This window comes from Alphaproteobacteria bacterium US3C007 (assembly GCA_034423775.1).
Taxonomy (GTDB): Bacteria; Pseudomonadota; Alphaproteobacteria; order Rhodobacterales; family Rhodobacteraceae; genus Thalassovivens; species Thalassovivens spotae.
This window is the reverse complement of sequence record CP139918.1, coordinates 1,548,966-1,569,651: the sequence shown is the minus strand read 5'-3', so window position 1 is coordinate 1,569,651 and position 20,686 is coordinate 1,548,966. Positions and strand designations below refer to the sequence as shown.

Here is a 20,686-nt window from a genome sequence, read left to right as displayed (position 1 = left end):
TTAAGCATAACGTTGGAGAAATTGCAGCATAATACAAAGCATTAGGTGATGGATGTGTTCAGCAAAAGCGCATTGAATTGGGAGGCGTACGAGTCGGTTAGCTTCATATTTGCGGAGGGTCTGAAATACTTTGGAGCACTGAGCACTGAGCACTGAGCACTGAGCACTGAGCACTGAGCACAATTTTACGACAGATCAGGCTGTGTAAGTACCCTTGGATCAAGTTTTGCTTTTTTTCGAACAATCGGACACCATCCTAAAGGAGGTGGTAACTGCAATTTATCAGGCACATCCTTACGAAGAGCCCGTAATTTTCATTCAGAACTGCCTCAGAACACTGCATATACGAGGCGCCGATATCGACAATCCCAACAGGTTTTGGAACCGGCAGGATGTTGGCTGGGTGCCAAAAGCGTTTAATCAGAAGCATTAGCAGTTTTAAGGCGCCCTGCGATTTACACAAACCGGTTGACGTAATTTTCCAAAACCTCTTGTCGCCCTGATTTCGGTTCTGGGTTGATACCCTCGTTCAAAACACGCGCGGTGATTTGATCAAAATCACTGGCCAGCATGTTTTGCGCCTCTTGCGTTTGCCAGTCCGCATAGCGCTGTTTCAAGGCCGTTTCCAATCCGCCATCTTCCAACATCGCCGCGGCGGCTTTCAAGCCGCGCGCACAAATATCCATCGCGCCGATATGGCCGGCCAGCAGGTCTTCAGCCGTTAGGGATTGGCGCCGTAATTTCGCGTCAAAATTCGTACCGCCCGTGCCGAAACCACCGCTTTTTAGTACATGATAATAGGCCAGCGCCACTTCGGGAACATTATTGGGGAATTGATCCGTATCCCAGCCCGACTGGTAATCATTGCGGTTCATATCGATCGACCCCAGCATGCCTTCGGCCGCCGCCACAGCCAACTCATGTTCGAAAGAATGCCCCGCAAGGATGGCATGGCCTTGCTCGAGATTGAGTTTCACCTCATTTTCAAGCCCGTATTTGCGCAAAAAACCGATACATGTGGCCGCATCATAATCATATTGATGTTTCGAGGGTTCTTGCGGTTTTGGTTCCACCAAAATGGTGCCTTTAAAACCAATTTTATGTTTGTAATCGACAACCATGTTCAAAAACCGCCCCATATGGTCCAGTTCTGCGCCCAAATCGGTGTTCAACAGGGTTTCATAACCTTCGCGCCCCCCCCACAAAACGTAGTTTTCTCCGCCAAGTTTATGCGTGGCATCGATGCAGGATTTGACCGTTGCCGCCGCAAAAGCGAACATATCAGGATCAGGATTGGTGGAAGCCCCGGCCATCCAGCGCCGATGGCTGAACATATTCGCAGTGCCCCAAAGCAATTTCGGCCCCCCCGCTTGCATTTTAGCGCCAATATAATCGGTGATCTCGTTCAAACTTGCCAAATTATCGGCAAAATTGCCTTGATCGGGGCGAATATCCGCATCGTGAAAACAAAAATAGGGCTGCCCCAAAAGCGCAAACATATCAAAAGCGATATCGGCTTTCAGACGCGCATTTTCCATCGAATTTTGTGGGTGCCACGGCCGCTCAAACGTCGGGCCACCAAAGGGATCGCCGCCTTCCCAGGCAAAACTGTGCCAATAAGCAACCGCAAAGCGCAAGTGATCTTCCAGCCGCTTACCCAGCACCACTTCGTCGGGATTATAATGTCGAAACGCCATCGGGTTCGTGCTGTTCGAACCTTCATATTTTATGGGCGAAAACCCTTCAAAAAACGCATGTGTCATTGCAACTCCTTCACATATTCAAACCGGGTCGCGAAATGGCGATAGGCTTTTTCATATTCTGTTTGTAGCGCCGCATTTGGCAGGATGCGGTGGGCAATTTCGGGTTTTGTCATCACCTGTTCAGGGGCCTGTGTGGTGATTCCCACGATGGCAAGGCGCGCCGCGCCAAGCGCCGCGCCAAACTCACCCGATTTGGGCAGGTCAAGCGGCACATTCAAAACGGTTGCCAGCGTTTGCAGCCAAAAATCAGACGCTGTGCCCCCGCCAATCGCCAGAAGGGATTGTGGATTCGCACCGGTTTTTCGCAACGCCTCAAGACAATCACGCAACGCAAAACTGACACCTTCCAAAACCGCTTGCGTCATATCCTGCTGAGAGGTGCGATGCCCAATCCCTGCAAAGCCTCCGCGGATTTGCGCATCATTATGCGGCGTACGCTCCCCCGAAAGATAGGGGTAAAATTTCACATCTGAAGGGCCTGTAAGCGTCTTACCCAAGGCCTGCGTCATCTTTGCAGGGCTGCAGCCCGTTATATTTGACAGCCAGTTCAAACTATCCGTGGCCGAAAGGATGACCCCCATCTGGTACCAGCGATCTGGCACCGCATGGCAAAATGTATGCACCGCCGAAGCCGGCAGAGGTGCGTAGCCATCGCGCGCGGCGAGTAAAACGCCCGAAGTCCCCAGAGAAACAAAACCATCGCCCTCATCAAGGGCCCCAACCCCGCAGGCGGCCGCGGCATTATCTCCCGCTCCGCCGACAACTTGCACCGCTGGTGATAAATGCAATTCGGCGGCGCGCGCGGAATGCAGCTTAGCCGCGCAAGCACAGCCTTCGACCAACCGTGGCATCTGATCCAATTTCATGCCAGAGGCCGCCAAAAGCGCCGGCGACCAATCGCGCGCCCCCACATCCAACCACGCGGTACCGGCGCTATCTGATAGATCTGCCACAGCTTCACCGGTTAACCAAAAACTGAGATAGGCGGCGGGCAGCAAAACGCGCTTTATTTTGGCAAAGATCTCAGGCTCATGCCGCGCAACCCACATTAATTTTGGCGCGGTGAAGCCGGGAAAAACAATATTACCGGATAAGGCGCGCAAGTTTTCCACAGCATCTAATGCGGCGGCCTCGGCATGGCTGCGCGTGTCATTCCATAAAATGCAAGGTCGCAGCACAGCGCCGTCGGCGTCAATCAAAGTCGCGCCATGCATATGCCCAGCCACGCCAATACCAGCAACGCTGCGATATGCTTCTGGGAAAGCTTGCCGCAACGCACCCAAGGCAACTTGGCACGCTGAAATCCAATCTGCGGGATCCTGTTCGCTAAAGCCATTGGCCGGGTTTGAAACGCTATAATGCGCCTCTCCTTCGCCGAGGATTTCACCCGATTTCGTGACTAGCAACGCCCGAAGCCCCGACGTACCCAAATCAATCCCAAGAAAGCATGCGTCCATCTGCGCCCCCAGATAAGTCTCAGCTTATGGAAACCACGTTCCCAATCAGGGTTCAAGTCTCTAACTGCGCCACCATAAATAAGACTCGATGCCGCCGCCAAACAAACAGTTCAGCGGCGCCAAGCGCGGGCTTAGAAAATCAAGGCCTTATTCTGCCGCTTGCGCATAATCTGACATTGGCGGGCAGGTGCAAACCAGATTGCGATCCCCGTAAACATTATCGACGCGGTTCACCGGTGGCCAATATTTATCAACGCGGAACGCGCCGGGCGGGAAGCAGCCTTGCTCGCGGCTATACGGGCGATCCCAATCGCCAATCAGATCATTCGACGTATGCGGTGCATTTTTCAGCGGGTTATTCGTCGGATCCATGCGGCCTGCCTCGATCTCGGCAATCTCGCTTCTGATCGCAAGCATCGCATCACAAAAGCGATCCAGCTCGGCTTTTGTTTCAGATTCCGTCGGCTCAACCATCAGCGTGCCCGAAACCGGCCAGCTCATCGTTGGCGCGTGAAATCCGCAATCGATCAGGCGTTTGGCAATGTCGTCCACGCTCACATCAGCGCTATCGGCAAAGGGCCGTACATCTAAAATGCATTCATGCGCCACACGGCCCGTTGGACCTTTATACAAAACATCAAACGCGCCTTCGAGCCGTTTGGCGATGTAATTGGCATTTAAGATCGCGACCCGCGTAGCTTGGGTAAGGCCTTCGCCACCCATCATCAAACAATAGGCCCAGCTGATTGGTAACAATGACGGCGAGCCGAATGGTGCTGCAGAGACCGGCCCCACCTCGCCTTCGCCCTCTGGATGCCCAGGTAGATGCGGCGTTAAATGCGCTTTCACGCCAATTGGGCCCATGCCCGGCCCGCCACCGCCATGGGGAATACAAAAGGTTTTGTGCAAATTGAGATGGCTAACATCACCGCCCAAATCCCCCGGGCGCGACAGGCCAACCATCGCGTTCATATTCGCGCCATCGATATAGACCTGGCCGCCATGTTGATGAATGATCCCGCAGACTTCATGCACGGTTTCTTCAAACACGCCATGGGTTGAGGGATAGGTGATCATGCAACCTGCCAAATCCTGGCTGTGCTGTTCCACTTTGGCTCTAAAATCTGCAACATCAATATCGCCGTTTTCAGCCGAGGCGACCGGCACAACCGTCCAGCCCACCATTTGGGCGCTGGCCGGGTTAGTGCCATGCGCTGAGGTTGGAATAAGGCAGATATTGCGATGCCCCTCACCGCGCGACCGGTGATATTCTGCAATCGTTAATAGACCCGCATATTCCCCTTGCGCGCCTGAATTCGGCTGCATTGAAATCGCATCATAGCCGGTAATTTGGCACAATTTATCCGATAGATCCGCAATCATTTCTTCATAGCCCAGCGCCTGGTCTTTTGGCGCAAACGGATGCAGCAAGGAGAATTCGCGCCAGCTTACCGGCATCATTTCAGCCGCTGAATTCAGCTTCATCGTGCAGGAGCCTAAGGGAATCATCGCCCGGTCTAGCGCCAGATCACGATCGGCCAAACGGCGCATATACCGCATCATCTCGGTTTCCGCGCGATTCATATGAAACACATCATGTTCCAAATATTTACTGCGTCGATGCAAGGTTTCTGGCACCCTATAATCGGGGCTTAAATCATCATCTGCATGGGTGATTCCAAAGGCCCTCCACACCGCTTCAGTGGTGGCGCGGCGCGTCCGTTCATCCAGCGAGATGCCCACTTTATCCGTGCCCACGGCGCGCAAATTAACCCCTTCGGCCACTGCGGCCTGCATCACCGTTTTTTGCAGTACCCCGACATTTACGGTGATCGTGTCAAAAAACGCCTCCGGCTCTACTTTGAACCCCGCAGCTTCCAAGCCTTTGGCCAGCCGCACGGTTTTACGATGGATCCGCTGCGCGATCGCTTTCAGGCCTTCAGGGCCATGAAACACCGCGTAGAAGGACGCCATCACCGCCAACAGCGCTTGCGCTGTGCAGACGTTTGATGTGGCTTTCTCGCGGCGGATATGTTGCTCACGGGTTTGCAAAGACAGGCGATAGGCTTTGCCCCCATGGCTGTCGATCGATACGCCCACAATGCGCCCGGGCATGGCCCGTTTATAAGCTTCTTTGCTGGCCATATAGGCCGCGTGCGGCCCGCCATAGCCAACCGGCACGCCAAAGCGCTGCGTGCTGCCAACGGCGATATCGGCATCCATTGCGCCCGGCTCTTTCAAAAGCGTCAACGCCAGCGGATCTGCGCAGATTATTCCGATGGCTTTTGCCGCATGCAAATCAGCAATCGGTTGCGTGAAATCATGCACATGCCCATAGGTGCCCGGATATTGAAAAATCGCGCCAAATACCTGATCCGCAACCATACGTTCAGGCGCATCTACAATCACCTCAATCCCCAGAGGTTTGGCCCGGGTTTGCATCACGGCTATATTTTGCGGATGGCAATTTTCATCCACGAAAAACGCTTTGACTTTTGATTTGGCAACGCGTTGCGCCATTGTCATCGCTTCCGCGCAAGCCGTCGCTTCATCCAGCAGCGAGGCATTGGCAATTTCAAGCCCGGTCAAATCGGTGACCATGGTTTGAAAATTTAACAATGCTTCCAAACGGCCTTGGCTGATTTCTGGCTGATAGGGGGTATAGGCCGTATACCATGCCGGATTTTCTAAAATATTCCGCTGGATCACCGGCGGCGTAACGGTGCCGTAATAGCCCTGCCCAATCAAGCTGCTAAGCACTTTATTTTTTGACGCGGTCAAGCGCATGTGATGCAAAAGCTCGCGCTCAGATTTGGCCTTGCCAAAATCAAGTGGCTGGCTTTGGCGGATCGATTTGGGCAGCGTATCATCGATCAACGCATCCAGCGTATCGCACCCAAGCAGCCCAAGCATGTTCTGCATTTCCTGCGGCGATGGGCCAATATGGCGGCGATTTGCAAAGTCATAAGGCAGGTAGTCAGTTGGGGTAAAAGGCACGAGACACTCCAGTTTTCATAGGTTTCAGCAGCGGTGCCAAAACAGGTGAGGCACCACGAAAATTCATCGCGCGCAGACCGCGCGCAAGACCTCAGCCGATCAGCTTATTATACGCGGCCTCATCCATATATTCATCCATTTGGCTGGGATTATCCGCTTTGACTTTGAAAAACCAAGCGGCGCCCAATGGATCATCATTCACCATCGATGGTTCATCCATCAGGGCTTGGTTCACCTCGACAATCTCGCCATCCAGCGGAGATAGGATATCAGAAGCAGCTTTTACGCTTTCAATCACCACCACTTCATCATCCTTTGAAACGGTGGTGCCTTCTTCGGGAAGCTCAACAAACACCACATCGCCCAATTGCGTGCTGGCATGCTCGGTGATGCCAACCACCACCACATCATCTTCAACGCGCAGCCATTCATGCTCTTCGGTAAATTTCATCGTTATCTCTCCTCAGTTTTTATCGTTTAAAATTGGCAGCCACAAATGGCAGGTCCACAACTTCAATCGGCAATCGTTTGCCGCGCATCTCACCGTATAAAAGCGTTCCAACCGCGGCATGGGTAACGGGCACATAGCCCATCGCCACCGGGTGATTGAGGCTTGGCGCAAACCCGCCCGAGCTGATTTCGCCGAGCGCCGCGCCGCCTTCAGCGCTGTCATAGAGCGCCACGCCATGGCGCATCGGCGCCCGGCCCTGCGGTTTCAAGCCCACGCGTTTGCGCACGATGGCCTGTGGAAATTCGGCCAAAATACGCGCTGCGCCTGGAAAACCGCCCGCGCGGGCACCGCCAGAGCGGCGGACCTTTTGAACCGCCCAGCCCAACGACGCCTCAACCGGACTGGTTTGTGCATCGATATCTTGCCCGTATAAACAAAGCCCGGCTTCAAGGCGCAGCGAGTCGCGTGCGCCAAGACCGATCAGCGCAACATCGCGATTGTCCAACAGCGCATTTGCCACATCGTGAACCGCGCTTTCTGGCACAGAAATTTCAAACCCATCCTCACCGGTATAGCCAGAGCGCGATACCCAGCATTCAGCGCCCGCCAAGGGCAAGGTTGCCACATCCATAAAAGCCATCAACGCAAAAGCAGGGTGATGCTCGGCCAAAACCGCCTGCGCCAACGGGCCCTGCAAGGCAAGCAAAGCCCGGTTGGATAATTCTTTAAGCGTGACCTCCGGCTCAAGATGCTGGCGCATATAGGCAATATCGGCCTCTTTGCAGCCCGCATTGACCACCATGTAAATGTGATCCTCGCGATTCGCGAACATCAAATCATCGCGCAGACCACCTTCCTCATTGGTCAACAGCCCGTATCGCTGCCGCCCCACAGGCAAGCCCAGCACATCCATCGGGATCAGTTTTTCCAACGCCATAGCGGTGGCCTCGTAACTTGATTCGCGCAAAATCACCTGCCCCATATGGCTGACATCGAAAAGCCCGGCCTTGCCGCGCGTATGAAGATGTTCTTGCATCACCCCCATCGGGTATTGCACGGGCATCTCATAGCCCGCGAACGGCACCATTTTGGCCCCGTGTCTGACATGTAAGTCATAAAGCGCTGTGCGCCGTAATTCTTCGGTCATCGCAACCTTCTACGTGTTGACCGGCATATCATCTGCGTTGAAACGACCGGCATCCTGTGACGCATAGGCAAAACTGCCCATACCATGATGCCCCCTCTGTCCTTTTGCCTGAGATCGCTATCCCTTCGGCCGATGCTTGCGCATCTCTCTCCAGAGTTCTGTTGTTCAGAGCGGTCCTGCTGCCTGAGAGTTTCCGGGGGCGGTTGCTCCTTCGGCACTGGTTTATCCAGTTCTCCCGTTCTGATGAACATACCATAATCCAGCTACGGTGACAGAACAAGCATTTACTTCACACGCGCGGCCAGATCTAAACGGATTTTAAACTTGCAACCGCAAATGGCAAAGGTACGCGCATGATACAAGATTGTGTTTTTGGATATGGCAGCCTGGTAAACGCATCGACGCATGATTTTCTTGCTCCAAACCCCGCGAGGCTCAGCGGATGGCGGCGATATTGGTGCCAAATAGAAGCAACAGATCACGCATTTTTAAGCATTCGCCGCAGCGAGGGCGATATTATTGACGGCTTATTGGCACGCGTCGAGCCGCAGCAATGGCCCGGTTTGGATGCCAGAGAAGCGGGTTATGATCGTTTAAGCTCTCTCGCCGCGATCTATAAGGGCGACCACGCAGCCCATGAGAGCGCCTGCGCGGTTTATGCCGTGCCCCCAATCACATCCCCCACCCGCCCCTGCACCGTACCGATCCTGCGCAGCTATCTCGATGTTGTTTTACAGGGCTATTTGACTGTTTTCGGTCTGGATGGAGCCAAACGTTTTATGGCAAGCACAGATTGGAATTGCGCCGTTTTGGATGATCGCGCCGCGCCGCTTTATCCCCGGCATCAGCACATCAGCGCAGCTGAAAATTCGGCGATCACCGCTCTGCTACACAGCTTTCAGCTGACCCTTCTTTAGCTTGCACACCTGTTTTTGAGCGCAGCGCGCGCTGAGCTGCGCTAAATCGCCTGTTTGAGGCTTTCTTCCAAATAAATCTCACGCAGCCGCGCCGCGATTGGTCCGGGCATGCCCGCGCCCAGCGTTTGCCCATCGATTTCAACCACGGGCATCACAAAAGTACTGGCCGAGGTTACAAAAGCCTCATCCGCGCTTTGCGCCTCATCGATGGTAAAATTACGCTCCACCAGCTCCATTTGCGCTTCTTCGGCAAAGCGCAAAACAGCGCTGCGTGTGATGCCGTGCAAAATATCATTTGACAGCGCCCGCGTGATGATCTGACCATTTTTCACGATATAGGCGTTGTTGCTGGTGCCTTCAGTAACGAAACCGTCTTGAACCATCCATGCATCATCAGCACCCGCTTTTTTCGCCATCATTTTTCCCATTGACGGGTATAGCAATTGCACCGTTTTGATATCGCGGCGGCCCCAGCGAATATCATCGATGCTGATCACTTTAATTCCGGTTTTTGCCGCAGGACTATCGGCAAGGCCTGGTTTGTTTTGCGTGAACATTACCAAGGTCACGGGTGTTTCTTCTGGATCAGGAAAGGCAAAATCGCGATCGCCCGCCGAACCCCGCGTTACCTGCAAGTAAATCATCCCTTCTTCGATCCCGTTGCGCGCAACCAATTCACGATGCACGCCAAGCAACTCATCAATCGGCATTGGCATTGCCATATCCAGCGCATCTAATGAGCGTTTAAGCCGTTGCGCATGGCCTTCAAAATCGATCAATTTACCCTGTAAGACCGAGGTCACCTCATAAACACCATCCGCCATTAAAAAGCCCCGATCGAAGATTGACACGGTTGCCTCTTGTTCGGGCATATAAGCCCCATTCACATAAACAATCCGGTTCATCTTACTCTCCTTTTCGGGTTATCCCCAAAGATCAGCTTGCGGGGGATGCAGGCCTTTTTCATCATAAATTAAAGCATTTTGTCGGTCTTCTGCCAAAAACAAAGACCCGTCAAGATCAATCATATCCGCGCCTTGGGTCAACAAAGTCGCAGGAGCAATTGCCAATGAGCTTGAAACCATGCAGCCGATCATGATGCCAAACCCTTGTTTTTGCGCCGCCGCGCGCAACGCCAAGGCTTCTTGCAGCCCCCCGGTTTTATCCAGTTTGATATTCACCATGTCATATTTGCCTTTCAATGCCGCAAGGCTGCGCCGGTCATGGCAGGTTTCATCTGCACAAAGGGCAATCGGGCGCGGCAAATTGCGCAAAGCGTCATCATCGCCTGCAGGCAAAGGCTGTTCGATCAATTGCACCTTCGCAGCCTGTAAATCCGGCAGCAAAGCCAGATAGCCGTCTGCGCTCCAGCCTTCATTAGCATCAATGATAATATCGGATTGCGGCGCGGCCTTGCGCACAGCCTGCAGGCGGGGCAGATCCGTTTCAGCGCCCAGTTTGATTTTCAACACCGGGTGATGGGCATGTTTCAGCGCCTGTTGAAACATGGCGTCTGGCGTATCAAGCGAAATAGTCAGCGCCGAAATCACCGGTTGTGGCGCCGCTATGCCTAGCAAATCCCAAACCCGGCAGCCTCGCTGTTTGGCCTGCAGATCCCAAAGCGCGCATTCCACCGCATTGCGCGCGGCGCCGGGGGGCAAGGCCTGCGATAAGCCTTCAAGCGCTATATCGTTGGGCAATGCGCGGATCTGTGCCAGAACCGAGGCCGGCGTTTCGCCATATCGTGCATAAGGCAGGCCTTCACCGCGCCCCGATACGCCATTCTTCTCAACATTTACCGTGATCACCTGCGCGCTGTCTCGTTGCCCACGGGCGATACGAAACACCCGCGACAAAGGAAACCGGTCTTGATGCGCTGTCATCACCTGCATTGATGCGCCCCCTATCGCGCGCCCAAAGAATAAAAAATTTCGCCCGCTTTTGCCAGCCAGGATGCAGTTCTGAACCCATATTTAAGCCATATAAATAAAAAAATGGAACCGCATTCCACCGCGATCATTCCCATTATGCTGCATCTGCAAAATAAGCTTGCAATTTAAAAAGTAACAAAATAACCAATACGGCGTGTAATTTGAAATATCATTACTTTCTGTGAGGTTCATATCATGTCATTTCGTTTGCAACCGGCCCCCGTAGCCCGCCCCAATCGATGCCAGCTTTTTGGCCCAGGCTCGCGCCCGGCGCTGTTTCCAAAAATGGCCAGCAGCGCGGCAGATGTGATCAACCTTGATTTGGAAGATTCAGTTGCGCCCTCGGATAAAGACAGCGCGCGCACCAATGTCATAGACGCTCTTGCTAACGTGGACTGGGGACAAAAAACTCTATCTGTGCGGATCAACGGCCTTGATACGCCCTATTGGTATCGCGACGTGGTGGATCTGTTGGAACAAGCCGGACCGCGGCTTGACCAGATTATGATCCCAAAAGTTGGGAATGGCGCTGATATTTATGCCGTTGATGCTTTGGTCAGCGCGATTGAAACGGCGCGGGGCCGCGAAAAGCCAATCGCCTTTGAGGTGATAATCGAAAGCGCTGCGGGGATTTCAAATGTAAAAGAAATTGCCGCTGCCAGCCCGCGGTTGCAAGCCATGTCGCTTGGCGCCGCAGATTTTGCAGCCTCGATGGGGATGGCCACAACTGGCATTGGGGGCACACAAGAAAATTATTACATGCAGCATCAGGATCAACGCTATTGGTCAGACCCTTGGCATTGGGCCCAATCCGCAATCGTTGCGGCCTGCCGCATGCATGGGATCTTGCCCGTCGACGGGCCGTTTGGAGATTTTTCCGATGATGCCGGTTTCATTGCGCAAGCCAAACGCTCTGCCACTTTAGGCATGGTTGGAAAATGGGCGATCCATCCCAAACAAATTGCCTTAGCCAATCAGGTATTTACCCCGTCCGAAGACGATGTCAGGGAAGCCCGCGCCATATTAGACGCTATGCAAATTGCCAAATCCAATGGCGAAGGGGCAACGGTTTATAAAGGCCGGTTGGTAGATATCGCGTCGATCAAGCAAGCCGAGGTCATCGTGCACCAAGCCGAAATGATCGCCGCGTTTTAAAGCCACAGTTTAAGACCACAGTTTAAAGCCATTGTGCCGTGCATATGCCCGCTTCGGCGCGGCCGCGCTGAGAGCACGCAAATGCTTGAAACTTAGCGCAGGAGAATGCTAAAGCTCAACGCAGCGGGTCTGGGCTGTCTGATTGATTGCTTTTGGCGCGCGACGTACCTGCGCGGCTTTAGGAGAGCTGAATGACCCATTACCTCGAATTTGAAAAACCTTTGGCAGAAATTGAAGGCAAAGCGGAAGAATTGCGCGCATTGGCGCGCCAAAATGAGGAAATGGATATAGAAGACGAAGCCCAAGCGCTTGATGCCAAGGCCGAAGCCTTGTTGAAAGATCTATATAAAAGCCTAACCCCCTGGCGCAAATGTCAAGTGGCCCGGCATCCGGAGCGGCCCCATTGTAAAGATTACATCAAGGCCTTGTTCAGCGAGTTCACGCCTTTGGCCGGCGATCGGAATTTTGCCGATGATCATGCCGTGATGGGAGGTTTGGCGCGGTTTGAAGACATGCCTGTGGTGGTGATCGGCCATGAGAAAGGCAATGATACGAAAAGCAGGATCGCGCGTAATTTCGGCATGGCACGCCCAGAGGGATATCGCAAAGCGATCCGGCTGATGGATATGGCTGATAAGTTTAATCTGCCGGTGATCACCTTGATCGACACTCCGGGGGCCTATCCTGGCAAAGGCGCCGAAGAGCGCGGACAATCTGAAGCCATCGCCCGCTCAACGGAAAAATGTTTGCAAATCGGCGTTCCAGTGATTTCCGTGGTGATCGGAGAAGGCGGATCGGGCGGCGCGGTGGCCTTTGCCACAGCCAATGCTTTGGCGATGCTAGAGCATTCGATTTATTCTGTGATCAGCCCGGAAGGCTGCGCCTCAATCCTCTGGAAGGACTCGGAAAAAATGCGCGAGGCGGCAGAAGCCTTGCGTCTAACGGCGCAAGATCTCACCAAGCTGGGCGTGAATGATCACGTCATCTCTGAGCCAATGGGCGGGGCGCATCGTGATCCCGATGCCGCGCTTGCCAATGTTAAGACGACGATTGCCAAAGTTCTGAAAGATTTAGCCGGCAAAGATCGAAACGCTTTGATCAAACATCGGCGCGAAAAATTTTTAGCGTTGGGATCCTCGCGCCTCAGCGCTTAAGCCTTAAGCCTTAAGCCTTAAGCATCCTTAGGCCTTTGGTGACATCCGAGCGAACTGCAATGCGCAAACTGGGCTCATCACCCGATTTTAACGCTTCCAAAATAACGCGGTGAAAATGGGGCGGCTCTTTGCGACGCAGGCGCCCGTATAGCGCGCGCATCGTGGGCCCCAATTGCAGCCAGACCGTTTCCGCCATCGCCAGCATAGCCGGGGCCTGCGCGCGCAAATAAAGCGTGCGATGAAATTCTAGATTGGTGCGAATATAAGCCACCGCATCTTCTTCGATAACGGCCGCAGCAACGAATCCGTTGATTGCCTCCAAACGGTCAATCAGCGCCAAATGCGCCCGCGGCAACGCCCGGCTCGCCAGCTCAACCTCGATCAAGGCGCGCAGCGCTGCAAGCTCTTCAATCCGCTCATTGCTCAATTCGGGCGTTGAAATACGGCCCGATGCCGAAATCGACAACGCCCCTTCAGCCGCCAAGCGGCGAATGGCCTCACGCGAGGGCGTCATGGACACACCGAACTCTTGCCCCACCCCGCGCAGCGTCAACGGCGTACCCGGACTGACCTGACCGTGCATAATACGGCTGCGAAGCCCGCGATAAACGTGCTCATGCGCGGAGGCGCCCGCATCAGTTTTTTTAAAAGCGTTCCTCATAGGGTTGTGTGATCACAAATAATCCAAAGGTCAATCAACAAATTGAAAGCGATGCAAACTGGCGCCCTGCGCCTTTAACCAAGCGCGCGGCGCCTCATACTCACCATATAAATCACCAACCTGATCCCAAAACTGCGCTGAATGATCCATAAATTTCAAATGCGCCACCTCATGCGCCGCCACATAAGACAATACGTCAAAGGGCGCCAAAACCAACCGCCAGGAATACATAAGGGCTTTATCTTGGGTGCAAGAGCCCCAGCGCGACCTCGTATCGCGCAAACTTAACCGCGCATATTCCATACCAAGACGGGCCGCAAACTTATCCGATTCTTCCACCAGATGATCGCGCGCCAAAGCCTTTAAATAGCCCTGCAACCGCGCGGCAGGTTTGGGCTTGTCAAAGGGTACCTGCACAACGCCACCACCATGAGAAACGCGATGGCTGGCGCCGCTGGCGATCTGATGCTCAACACCCAGAATGGGCAGGCTGTTGCCCAGCGCAATCGCGCTTGGCCCAGGCAGTTTATCTAGGTTCTGGCGCAGCCAGGATTCTCTTTCCGCGATAAAGGCTTGTAATTGGCGTTCTGGTACTTTTGGCGGTGCGGTTAATGTGATCCGCCCGTCTAGCGAGGAGACCCGGAGGCTCAGCCGCTTAGAGCGTGCCGATCGTTTCACTTGAATAACAATATCGGACCGGCCAGACAGTATTATCGCGCGCATATTTGACCCGTTTTTAACGAAAGATGACCTTTGTACCGCTTTTCGGGCTTAAAGCCTTTGACACGATGGCTTGGTTATGGCAGTTGCCCCAGATATTTCGCAAGATAAAAGTTTAGAAAGAAGAGCACATGCCAAAAGAAGAATGGGGTGTAAAACGTGTTTGCCCCACGACAGGCAAACGGTTTTATGACCTGAACAAATCGCCCATCGTCAGCCCCTACACGAATGAAGTTGTAGAGCTGGATCAAAATAAAAACCGCATGATCGCAGCAGATGCCGCAGATATGTCGACGGTGCGCGATAAAGAAGCAGAGCTTGAATCAGAAGATATCGTTCTGGAAGAAGACGCCGATGATGTAGAAGTTAATCTGGCGGATGACATCCTAGAAGATGACGAAGAAGATACGGTTCCTTTGGAGGAAATCGCAGATATGTCATCGGATGACGATAGCTGACATAAAGAAAATAGCATGGGGCGGAATTTAACCTTGATAACGCCCCCTGCTTTGCCTAGACAGCATTTAAACCTGTTTTAAACGGGGCCTTAGCTCAGCTGGGAGAGCGCTACAATGGCATTGTAGAGGTCAGGGGTTCGATCCCCCTAGGCTCCACCAAAACAACTATTTACAAAAAAATTAATGTTGCGCGCGAAGCGGTTAAGATCTTTGGGGTGGCTTGGTTGATATTCCACAGCAACACCCGGTTCATCTTGCCCATTATTATGGTGCAGGCGGCCCATCGAACAATTTGCCCCGACCTCGAGGGCGCGGCAGAACACCGCCCTCACTTTTCTTCAATGCTGCAAAAAGCAGCTTGCGCGCTTGATTAAAAACGCTGCCCGTGTGATCGCATCAATTTCAACACATCCGATCATCAGAGCGCACGGTTCAAACCGCCCATGTAACCAAGGCTTGGACACAGCCCAGCCCTCAAAAAAACATAAAGCAAATCCACTTTGCGACAGCGCACTATTGAAAGCGGCGCTGCCTTCTCTCTGCGGATGCGAGGATAGGCCCATCAAAAGGGAATTTCATCATCCTCAAAAGACCCGCTGCCAGATTGCGCTGGAGGGTAAGCATCTTGATTGTCAAAGCGTCCCGGACCGTCAGCACCCTGACCATCTTTGGATACTTTCCAGGCTTTCACATCCGTGTACCAACGGCCATTATATTCCCGGCTTTCAAGATCGATAGAAACTTCTACTTGGTCACCCTTGTTAATATTGAACTGGTCAATTTTATCACCCCAAGCCATAAAGCAAATCTTTTTGGGATAATTAGCGTCCGTTTCCAAAACATATTCTTGTTTGCGCCATTCACCATTGGCCGATTGCCCCGATTTTAAGGGCAATAATTCAACAATCTTTCCTTTAATTTCCAACGTCACACCTTTTGTAAAAGCTTCAAGTTCCAGTTTTTCGCAAACTTAATTTGATTGCCTAAGATACACAACGCCAGAGCGATAAATGATCCAAAATCTTATCGCTGGCGTATTCTATGTAAGATGTAGCAGGGGTCGAGGGTGAAAACACGCGCTTTGGAGCAAAGCTAAGCCCTGAGAAAATGGAGATGAATATGAGTTGCAATTGTGGTCGTTCGCCAACCGGAAAATGTGTTGGCTGGCACAAGCTGGATGAAGATCAGTACCTTGAAAAGAAAGCCGCCTGGGACGCGAAACAGGCTGCAAAAAAAGACGCGGCTTGAACCGACCAATCGCATCGTCAACCTTAAGGGAAATAGTATGAACGCATATAGCAACATCAAAAGCACAGAGGTGGTTCTGCAGCATTGTTTTAAAAAAACAAAGAATACAGACAGAGAGCAAGCGATGCATTACGGGCGTTTATCTGGCTATTTTGACGAGACAAATGGACTGACACGCTCCGGAGAATATTTGGCGCAGTTTTTACAATTGGACCTAGCGCATGAGAGAGCGGGTTAAATGATTCCAACCGATTCTTTCCGTGGGTTTTCAGGTCGCGATCAAACGCCTTGCGATTGCGGAATGTGCGCACCAAATACCATCGATTGGAGCGCGCTGACAAGCACCGAGAAAATGGTGAAAGCCATGCTATTAAAAGCCCAAATAACCGCCGAGTTAGAGGTCAACGCGCCCACCAAGACAGGAGATTTATGATGTTGAATTACACACTATTGAATGAACGAAACGGCGATGCTTTTGATATGGCCTTTAAAAGCGAGCAAAAACTTCAGCAATATCTCGATGCGAACGAAAACTTAAAAATCGTTGGCAGCAGTAAAGCCTATCTTCCAACCCGCCATATCAGAATGAAAAGCGAGCAGCAGATAGCCGAATGAACTAGTCGCTCCAGACGCGCTGCAAATCAGCCTCAAGATTTTCCCAAAACCCGCTACAACTAAGCGCGACGCATTGCTCAAACCATTTTTGAGAGAACTCTAAAGCCAGGTTTTGCTTTTCTTCAAATCCGGTCACCACCCGTGCTTCATAGGCATCCATGATTATTTCCCAGGCGGCAGGGCTTCCCAGTTCTATGCGGTTATAATAGCTAAAAGGTCTCGCGCCGTTTCTTTTTTCTATAACAAATTTTGCAAAAGCTTCTGTGTTATTGCACGTCTCCAAAGCCAGTTCTAACGCATGCGCGCCTGCAACAGCTTTGCTTGACACGCATAGCGGCAGCGACAGAGCGAGCGCCATCAAAAACCAGATGATTGGAGTAGGCATATTTTCTTAGCGATCTTCCATCTTTTCTAACATCGCCATCAGACGCTCTGCGATACCGCTATCCTCAAAACTTTCTGAAATGCATTGATCTGTTCCAAGAAATGGTAGCTTCTCTGATGTCCAGATTTCGGCTTTTGGCGACAGGTCTTTTGCTGTGTTAAACAGCCCTAATGGAATGCCAACCATGCCTTCCATCACTTCAGGCGCAGGATGGGTTTTACAACGAACATGACACTTTTTACAAAAATGCGCCGTATTCAAATAACCACTGCCACCTTCAAACTGATAGATATCCGTTTCACCGGATTGCGTGATCTCCGTAACCGCATATAAGCAGCCTAACTGATAGCTGCCCGATAATTTCCGGCAATTCATACAATTGCATTGAATAATCAACATTGGGTCTAGGTCGCTTTCGAATTGAAACTGACCACAAAGACAAGAACCTTGATGTTTCAACCTTTTTCTCCCTTGATTTTGTGCAATAATAACCCAAAGGAGACCTTTATGAAATCAGAATTAACAATGGCCCCGGTTGAAAATACATAAAAGTAACATTAAGCACCCGTCACAGCGCCCCGCATCCCACCACGGGCCAAAACCCCGCCCGAAAACCTGCGTGTAATTATAATGAGCGAAACCGCGTTGTGTATTTCTATGTCAGTGGGTACCTCTCATTTGCGCAATCCTCCCCTGCTCTCGCCTCACGAAGCCCGCCTGCGCGTTGCGCAGCTCAAGGCTAAAGTCAGCAATGGTGAAGATCCAGCAGCAACTCTGCCGCGCAAAACTGTTGAAACCTGACATTAAGGGTTTCAACAAATGCCGCTGAGACTGAAGCTTGGTAAAGCTAAATAGAAGATCTTGAGCCATGCCTCAAAGCATAAACACGAAGAACATATGCATTCGAAGAAGATGTTACGCGAGTTGGGCATTCAAAAAACCCTCTTCCCATCACAAATCACAGGGCGCGCGATAGGTAAATTTACGTCCCCCCATAGTCACCAAAAATCAAAGCCCAGCCATCAGCTGCCAGCCAAAGCATGCAAGCGGTTTCACGTTTTTTGACGATCTGGCAGGTGAAAAGATCATCACCCACAATCCAGCCAAAAATACCTTTCGCCGACATAAACGCAGGGCCTCTGCCCAGCGCAAAGCATTTTAATCACCTCCGCAATTGCAAAAGCTTGGATGGTGAGAAAATGAACTGAGCAAAGACGATCCGCATGTCTTGCAGTTTAAGAGTATCCGCATTTTCAGCATGACCCAGCCGTCTTATTTAACACGTTATAATAGCTATCTAAGCGACCAGTAATTGCACATAAAGCGCGCACTGCGGGAAGTTTAAATATGAATAGGAACCAATAGCTCGGGCTCAATCACCCGCGCATTTGGAACCGCCTTAATCAAATTATCCGCAGATTGCTCAAGAACTGGGAACGTTTTGTAATGGCAGGGAATAATAGTTTGAAAATCAAAAAATTTTGCAGCTGCATAGCCTGCGCGCTTCATATCCATGGTGAAATACCCGCCCGCCGATAAGATGCCGATATCGGGGGCGTGAAGATCATTAAAAATCTGCATATCAGCCATCACATCCGTATCACCAGAAATATAAATCGTGTGCCCTTCAGCAGAGATCATAAATCCACATTCGCTTCCAACACAGTGAGGCCCACCTTGCCCAGAAATTGTTGAGCTGTGCACCGCATGCACCATCGTTACAGCAACATCTCCCAACATCACTGTTCCACCCTTATTAAACCCGATACCTTCGATTGCTTCGGTTTTCACCCAATGACTGATCAGATCAACTTGCCCGACAATAGGTATATTTTTAGCCTTCGCGATCGGCAGCGTATCGCAGATATGATCGAAATGTGCATGCGTTAGCAAAATATGGGTGGCGCCCTGTATCGCCTCTGCATGCTTTTCTTCCGGCAAAATGGGGTTTCCAGTGAGCCACGGATCAATCAATAAAACCTGCTGCGCGATCTCTATTTTAAAAGATGCATGGCCCAACCAAATAATCTTCATTTTTGCGCCCCTTGCATGAAAGTTTAAGATGTAAGGCTGACTGGTTTTTATTTTTTTTGCAATTGTTTTTAAGGGTAAAAATCGACGTTCAAACTCAAAGATAATAAATGATGCTCAAATGCGTACTCTCTTCGAGATCCGCGAATACACTATGCTAATCGGAGACCCGTTTCGATGGTAACGGCTAAGTTTTTAAACACGCCCTCCTGCAAAGCGCCCTGCAATCTCACCAAGGCTCAACGCGGTTAACAATCCATTGCCCGACAAATAGCCCGATACATCCGGGCCTGACACGCCACAGGCAGCTCCGCCGCAGGCAAAGATATTTTCAAACGCTATACCATTTGGCTTTTGAATCTGAGCGCGCGCATTCACCTTCAACCCGCCTTGCGTGTGAAAAAGCGCTCCAGTCACTTTAACCGCGTAATAGGGCGGCTTAAGCATTTTTTCGGGTTTAAAACGACGCCCGAAGGGATCAGGAATTTCTTGTGACGCATAGCTTTGGCATTCTTTCAATGTATGCTCCAACGCCACGCGGTCTATTGCCAGCATTTTTGCAAGCGCATCGCAGCTCTCGGCGCGCAAAACCGCGCCATTTTCTTCAGCCTTTACAAAATCATCAAAGCCCCGCCCCAACTCCAAAAGCCGCTGGTCAAATATGTTAAATGCAACTTGATCAGGTTGCCCAATTACCGATACTGCTTGCTCGGAATAGCCTTGATGTTCATTTGAAAAGCGCAGGCCATTCTTATTGATTTGAATTCCACCTTCCATCATCAAAGCCCATGTCACCAAAATGCCATGCGGATGTGCAACCGATCCATGGCCCTGATACCCTGACAGATGCGCAAGCTCAGCCCCCAAAGCTGCACCCCAAATGATCGCTTCCCCCTGATTTCCGGGATGGCCAAAATACAATGCATCTTTCATCTCAGGAATATGCTCTGCAATCAAATCTGGATTGCCGCCATACCCGTTACAGGCCAAAATCACAGATGACGCCGCGATATGTTCAACATCCTTATTGGGCCGTTGGCATATAGCGCCCAACGCCATATCATTTTGATCCACAATAAGATCCGTGATGAGAGCATCAGTTACAACCAAAATATCTTTAGCGGTAACGGCAGCTTCAAGCCGGTTTACAAGCCCAATCCCAGTGGTTTCAGGCACCGCATGCATCCGATGATTGCTATGCCCCGGATAAAGAAAGTTATCCAAAACATGGAAAGGTATATTATAGCTGCCAGAGAGCCAATCAATCGTTTTAGAAATTTGCTGAACGATTTGTTGGACATAAATTGGATCCGCGCTGTGATGGTTTTTGTTCAAAATATCACTACAGAAAATATCTTCGCTGTCATCGATCTGTTGCGCCTGCTGGGCACGGGTCCCGGCTGCGGGAATTAGCCCAGATGACAGCGCGGTTGAACCCGACAGGCGCGTTTCACGCTCGGCGATCAGAACCGTCGCGCCCGCCTCCTGCGCGGCAAGAGCCGCCGTCAGGCCCGCGGCGCCGCCGCCAATGACAAGGCAATCAACATCTATATCAGATGGAAACGCGTTTCTTCTGATAATGCCGGACACTGGTTT

24 protein-coding genes, 1 tRNA gene and 1 riboswitch are annotated in these 20,686 nt (G+C 51.7%); of the genes, 10 read left to right on the top strand and 15 right to left on the bottom strand.

Annotated elements, in window-relative coordinates; translation table 11 throughout:
- Positions 1-455: 455 nt before the first annotated feature.
- The 5 genes from xylA to gcvT form a co-directional block, all read right to left on the bottom strand.
- On the bottom strand, positions 456-1,763 hold the full coding sequence (gene xylA, locus UM181_07580; GenBank protein WQC64456.1) for a xylose isomerase: 1,308 nt from the start codon (positions 1,761-1,763) through the stop codon (positions 456-458).
- Entirely contained in the window at positions 1,760-3,220 is a 1,461-nt protein-coding gene (gene xylB / locus UM181_07575) for a xylulokinase (GenBank protein WQC64455.1), read from the bottom strand. The genes xylA and xylB overlap by 4 nt, the downstream gene beginning before the upstream one ends.
- Positions 3,221-3,367: 147 nt before the next feature.
- Positions 3,368-6,217 (bottom strand): aminomethyl-transferring glycine dehydrogenase, encoded by a 2,850-nt coding sequence (gcvP, locus tag UM181_07570; GenBank protein ID WQC64454.1) that lies wholly within the window; start codon positions 6,215-6,217, stop codon positions 3,368-3,370.
- Between the two features lie 91 nt (positions 6,218-6,308).
- Entirely contained in the window at positions 6,309-6,668 is a 360-nt protein-coding gene (gcvH, locus tag UM181_07565; protein ID WQC64453.1) for a glycine cleavage system protein GcvH, read from the bottom strand.
- Positions 6,669-6,687: 19 nt separating this feature from the next.
- Complete coding sequence (gcvT, locus tag UM181_07560; GenBank protein ID WQC64452.1) at positions 6,688-7,815, bottom strand: glycine cleavage system aminomethyltransferase GcvT; 1,128 nt, start codon at positions 7,813-7,815, stop codon at positions 6,688-6,690.
- A gap of 161 nt (positions 7,816-7,976) precedes the next feature.
- Positions 7,977-8,063, bottom strand: a riboswitch (glycine riboswitch).
- A 105-nt stretch (positions 8,064-8,168) separates the two neighbouring features.
- On the opposite strand from gcvT, the gene UM181_07555 reads away from it, so the two are divergent.
- The gene (locus UM181_07555) at positions 8,169-8,732 is read left to right on the top strand and encodes a gamma-glutamylcyclotransferase family protein (GenBank protein ID WQC64451.1); all 564 of its coding nucleotides are present in this window, start codon (positions 8,169-8,171) and stop codon (positions 8,730-8,732) included.
- 41 nt (positions 8,733-8,773) lie between these two features.
- On the opposite strand, the gene UM181_07550 is transcribed toward UM181_07555, so the two are convergent.
- Together UM181_07550 and dgcA are read right to left on the bottom strand one after the other, a co-directional pair.
- Positions 8,774-9,637 carry a D-amino-acid transaminase gene (locus UM181_07550; protein ID WQC64450.1) on the bottom strand — a complete coding sequence of 288 codons (864 nt, stop codon included), beginning with the start codon at positions 9,635-9,637 and terminating at the stop codon, positions 8,774-8,776.
- An 18-nt stretch (positions 9,638-9,655) separates the two neighbouring features.
- Positions 9,656-10,624: an N-acetyl-D-Glu racemase DgcA gene (gene dgcA, locus UM181_07545; protein WQC64449.1), complete on the bottom strand. Its 969-nt coding sequence runs from the start codon at positions 10,622-10,624 to the stop codon at positions 9,656-9,658.
- A 234-nt stretch (positions 10,625-10,858) separates the two neighbouring features.
- Here dgcA and UM181_07540 point away from each other — a divergent pair, with 234 nt between their 5' ends.
- On the top strand, positions 10,859-11,818 hold the full coding sequence (locus tag UM181_07540; protein ID WQC64448.1) for an L-malyl-CoA/beta-methylmalyl-CoA lyase: 960 nt from the start codon (positions 10,859-10,861) through the stop codon (positions 11,816-11,818).
- 191 nt (positions 11,819-12,009) lie between these two features.
- Positions 12,010-12,972, top strand: a complete 963-nt coding sequence (locus UM181_07535; GenBank protein WQC64447.1) for an acetyl-CoA carboxylase carboxyltransferase subunit alpha — start codon at positions 12,010-12,012, stop codon at positions 12,970-12,972.
- A 10-nt stretch (positions 12,973-12,982) separates the two neighbouring features.
- On the opposite strand, the gene UM181_07530 is transcribed toward UM181_07535, so the two are convergent.
- Together UM181_07530 and UM181_07525 are read right to left on the bottom strand one after the other, a co-directional pair.
- Complete coding sequence (locus UM181_07530) at positions 12,983-13,633, bottom strand: GntR family transcriptional regulator (GenBank protein ID WQC64446.1); 651 nt, start codon at positions 13,631-13,633, stop codon at positions 12,983-12,985.
- A 30-nt stretch (positions 13,634-13,663) separates the two neighbouring features.
- The gene (locus UM181_07525; GenBank protein WQC64445.1) at positions 13,664-14,356 is read right to left on the bottom strand and encodes a SprT family zinc-dependent metalloprotease; all 693 of its coding nucleotides are present in this window, start codon (positions 14,354-14,356) and stop codon (positions 13,664-13,666) included.
- Positions 14,357-14,484: 128 nt separating this feature from the next.
- On the opposite strand from UM181_07525, the gene UM181_07520 reads away from it, so the two are divergent.
- Positions 14,485-14,811, top strand: coding sequence for a TIGR02300 family protein (locus UM181_07520; GenBank protein WQC64444.1), 327 nt, complete (start codon positions 14,485-14,487; stop codon positions 14,809-14,811).
- Positions 14,812-14,894: 83 nt separating this feature from the next.
- Positions 14,895-14,970 (top strand) — tRNA-Ala (locus UM181_07515).
- A gap of 403 nt (positions 14,971-15,373) precedes the next feature.
- Here the strand turns inward: UM181_07515 and UM181_07510 are convergent.
- Positions 15,374-15,736: a DUF3127 domain-containing protein gene (locus UM181_07510; GenBank protein ID WQC64718.1), complete on the bottom strand. Its 363-nt coding sequence runs from the start codon at positions 15,734-15,736 to the stop codon at positions 15,374-15,376.
- A 182-nt stretch (positions 15,737-15,918) separates the two neighbouring features.
- Between UM181_07510 and UM181_07505 the strand changes: the two genes are divergently transcribed.
- Genes UM181_07505 through UM181_07490 form a run of 4 tightly spaced genes read left to right on the top strand, consistent with a single transcriptional unit; the run spans position 15,919 to position 16,674 of the window.
- Positions 15,919-16,059, top strand: coding sequence for a hypothetical protein (locus UM181_07505; GenBank protein ID WQC64443.1), 141 nt, complete (start codon positions 15,919-15,921; stop codon positions 16,057-16,059).
- A 37-nt stretch (positions 16,060-16,096) separates the two neighbouring features.
- Positions 16,097-16,297: a hypothetical protein gene (locus tag UM181_07500; GenBank protein WQC64442.1), complete on the top strand. Its 201-nt coding sequence runs from the start codon at positions 16,097-16,099 to the stop codon at positions 16,295-16,297.
- Positions 16,298-16,492, top strand: a complete 195-nt coding sequence (locus tag UM181_07495) for a hypothetical protein (GenBank protein WQC64441.1) — start codon at positions 16,298-16,300, stop codon at positions 16,490-16,492. It begins immediately after the preceding gene.
- Positions 16,489-16,674, top strand: coding sequence for a hypothetical protein (locus tag UM181_07490; GenBank protein ID WQC64440.1), 186 nt, complete (start codon positions 16,489-16,491; stop codon positions 16,672-16,674). The genes UM181_07495 and UM181_07490 overlap by 4 nt, the downstream gene beginning before the upstream one ends.
- A 1-nt stretch (position 16,675) precedes the next feature.
- Here UM181_07490 and UM181_07485 read toward each other — a convergent pair whose 3' ends face one another.
- Positions 16,676-17,059: a hypothetical protein gene (locus tag UM181_07485; protein ID WQC64439.1), complete on the bottom strand. Its 384-nt coding sequence runs from the start codon at positions 17,057-17,059 to the stop codon at positions 16,676-16,678.
- Between the two features lie 6 nt (positions 17,060-17,065).
- The gene (locus tag UM181_07480; GenBank protein WQC64438.1) at positions 17,066-17,458 is read right to left on the bottom strand and encodes a GFA family protein; all 393 of its coding nucleotides are present in this window, start codon (positions 17,456-17,458) and stop codon (positions 17,066-17,068) included.
- Between the two features lie 231 nt (positions 17,459-17,689).
- Here UM181_07480 and UM181_07475 point away from each other — a divergent pair, with 231 nt between their 5' ends.
- Entirely contained in the window at positions 17,690-17,860 is a 171-nt protein-coding gene (locus UM181_07475; protein WQC64437.1) for a hypothetical protein, read from the top strand.
- A 181-nt stretch (positions 17,861-18,041) separates the two neighbouring features.
- On the opposite strand, the gene UM181_07470 is transcribed toward UM181_07475, so the two are convergent.
- The 3 genes from UM181_07470 to UM181_07460 form a co-directional block, all read right to left on the bottom strand.
- The gene (locus UM181_07470; protein ID WQC64436.1) at positions 18,042-18,185 is read right to left on the bottom strand and encodes a hypothetical protein; all 144 of its coding nucleotides are present in this window, start codon (positions 18,183-18,185) and stop codon (positions 18,042-18,044) included.
- Positions 18,186-18,400: 215 nt separating this feature from the next.
- A complete protein-coding gene (locus tag UM181_07465) occupies positions 18,401-19,093 on the bottom strand; it encodes a metal-dependent hydrolase (protein WQC64435.1) in 693 nt (230 codons plus the stop codon).
- Between the two features lie 192 nt (positions 19,094-19,285).
- Positions 19,286-20,680, bottom strand: coding sequence for an FAD-dependent oxidoreductase (locus UM181_07460; GenBank protein ID WQC64434.1), 1,395 nt, complete (start codon positions 20,678-20,680; stop codon positions 19,286-19,288).
- Between the last annotated feature and the right edge of the window lie 6 nt (positions 20,681-20,686).

Coding starts and splice junctions, on each gene's coding strand:
- xylA (WQC64456.1), bottom strand. CDS start 1,763: ATGACACATGCGTTTTTTGAAGGGTTTTCGCCCATAAAATATGAAGGT.
- xylB (WQC64455.1), bottom strand. CDS start 3,220: ATGGACGCATGCTTTCTTGGGATTGATTTGGGTACGTCGGGGCTTCGG.
- gcvH (WQC64453.1), bottom strand. CDS start 6,668: ATGAAATTTACCGAAGAGCATGAATGGCTGCGCGTTGAAGATGATGTG.
- gcvT (WQC64452.1), bottom strand. CDS start 7,815: ATGACCGAAGAATTACGGCGCACAGCGCTTTATGACTTACATGTCAGA.
- UM181_07555 (WQC64451.1), top strand. CDS start 8,169: ATGATACAAGATTGTGTTTTTGGATATGGCAGCCTGGTAAACGCATCG.
- UM181_07550 (WQC64450.1), bottom strand. CDS start 9,637: ATGAACCGGATTGTTTATGTGAATGGGGCTTATATGCCCGAACAAGAG.
- dgcA (WQC64449.1), bottom strand. CDS start 10,624: ATGCAGGTGATGACAGCGCATCAAGACCGGTTTCCTTTGTCGCGGGTG.
- UM181_07540 (WQC64448.1), top strand. CDS start 10,859: ATGTCATTTCGTTTGCAACCGGCCCCCGTAGCCCGCCCCAATCGATGC.
- UM181_07535 (WQC64447.1), top strand. CDS start 12,010: ATGACCCATTACCTCGAATTTGAAAAACCTTTGGCAGAAATTGAAGGC.
- UM181_07530 (WQC64446.1), bottom strand. CDS start 13,633: ATGAGGAACGCTTTTAAAAAAACTGATGCGGGCGCCTCCGCGCATGAG.
- UM181_07525 (WQC64445.1), bottom strand. CDS start 14,356: ATGCGCGCGATAATACTGTCTGGCCGGTCCGATATTGTTATTCAAGTG.
- UM181_07520 (WQC64444.1), top strand. CDS start 14,485: ATGCCAAAAGAAGAATGGGGTGTAAAACGTGTTTGCCCCACGACAGGC.
- UM181_07505 (WQC64443.1), top strand. CDS start 15,919: ATGGAGATGAATATGAGTTGCAATTGTGGTCGTTCGCCAACCGGAAAA.
- UM181_07500 (WQC64442.1), top strand. CDS start 16,097: ATGAACGCATATAGCAACATCAAAAGCACAGAGGTGGTTCTGCAGCAT.
- UM181_07495 (WQC64441.1), top strand. CDS start 16,298: ATGATTCCAACCGATTCTTTCCGTGGGTTTTCAGGTCGCGATCAAACG.
- UM181_07490 (WQC64440.1), top strand. CDS start 16,489: ATGATGTTGAATTACACACTATTGAATGAACGAAACGGCGATGCTTTT.
- UM181_07485 (WQC64439.1), bottom strand. CDS start 17,059: ATGCCTACTCCAATCATCTGGTTTTTGATGGCGCTCGCTCTGTCGCTG.
- UM181_07480 (WQC64438.1), bottom strand. CDS start 17,458: ATGTTGATTATTCAATGCAATTGTATGAATTGCCGGAAATTATCGGGC.
- UM181_07475 (WQC64437.1), top strand. CDS start 17,690: ATGAGCGAAACCGCGTTGTGTATTTCTATGTCAGTGGGTACCTCTCAT.
- UM181_07470 (WQC64436.1), bottom strand. CDS start 18,185: ATGTCGGCGAAAGGTATTTTTGGCTGGATTGTGGGTGATGATCTTTTC.
- UM181_07465 (WQC64435.1), bottom strand. CDS start 19,093: ATGAAGATTATTTGGTTGGGCCATGCATCTTTTAAAATAGAGATCGCG.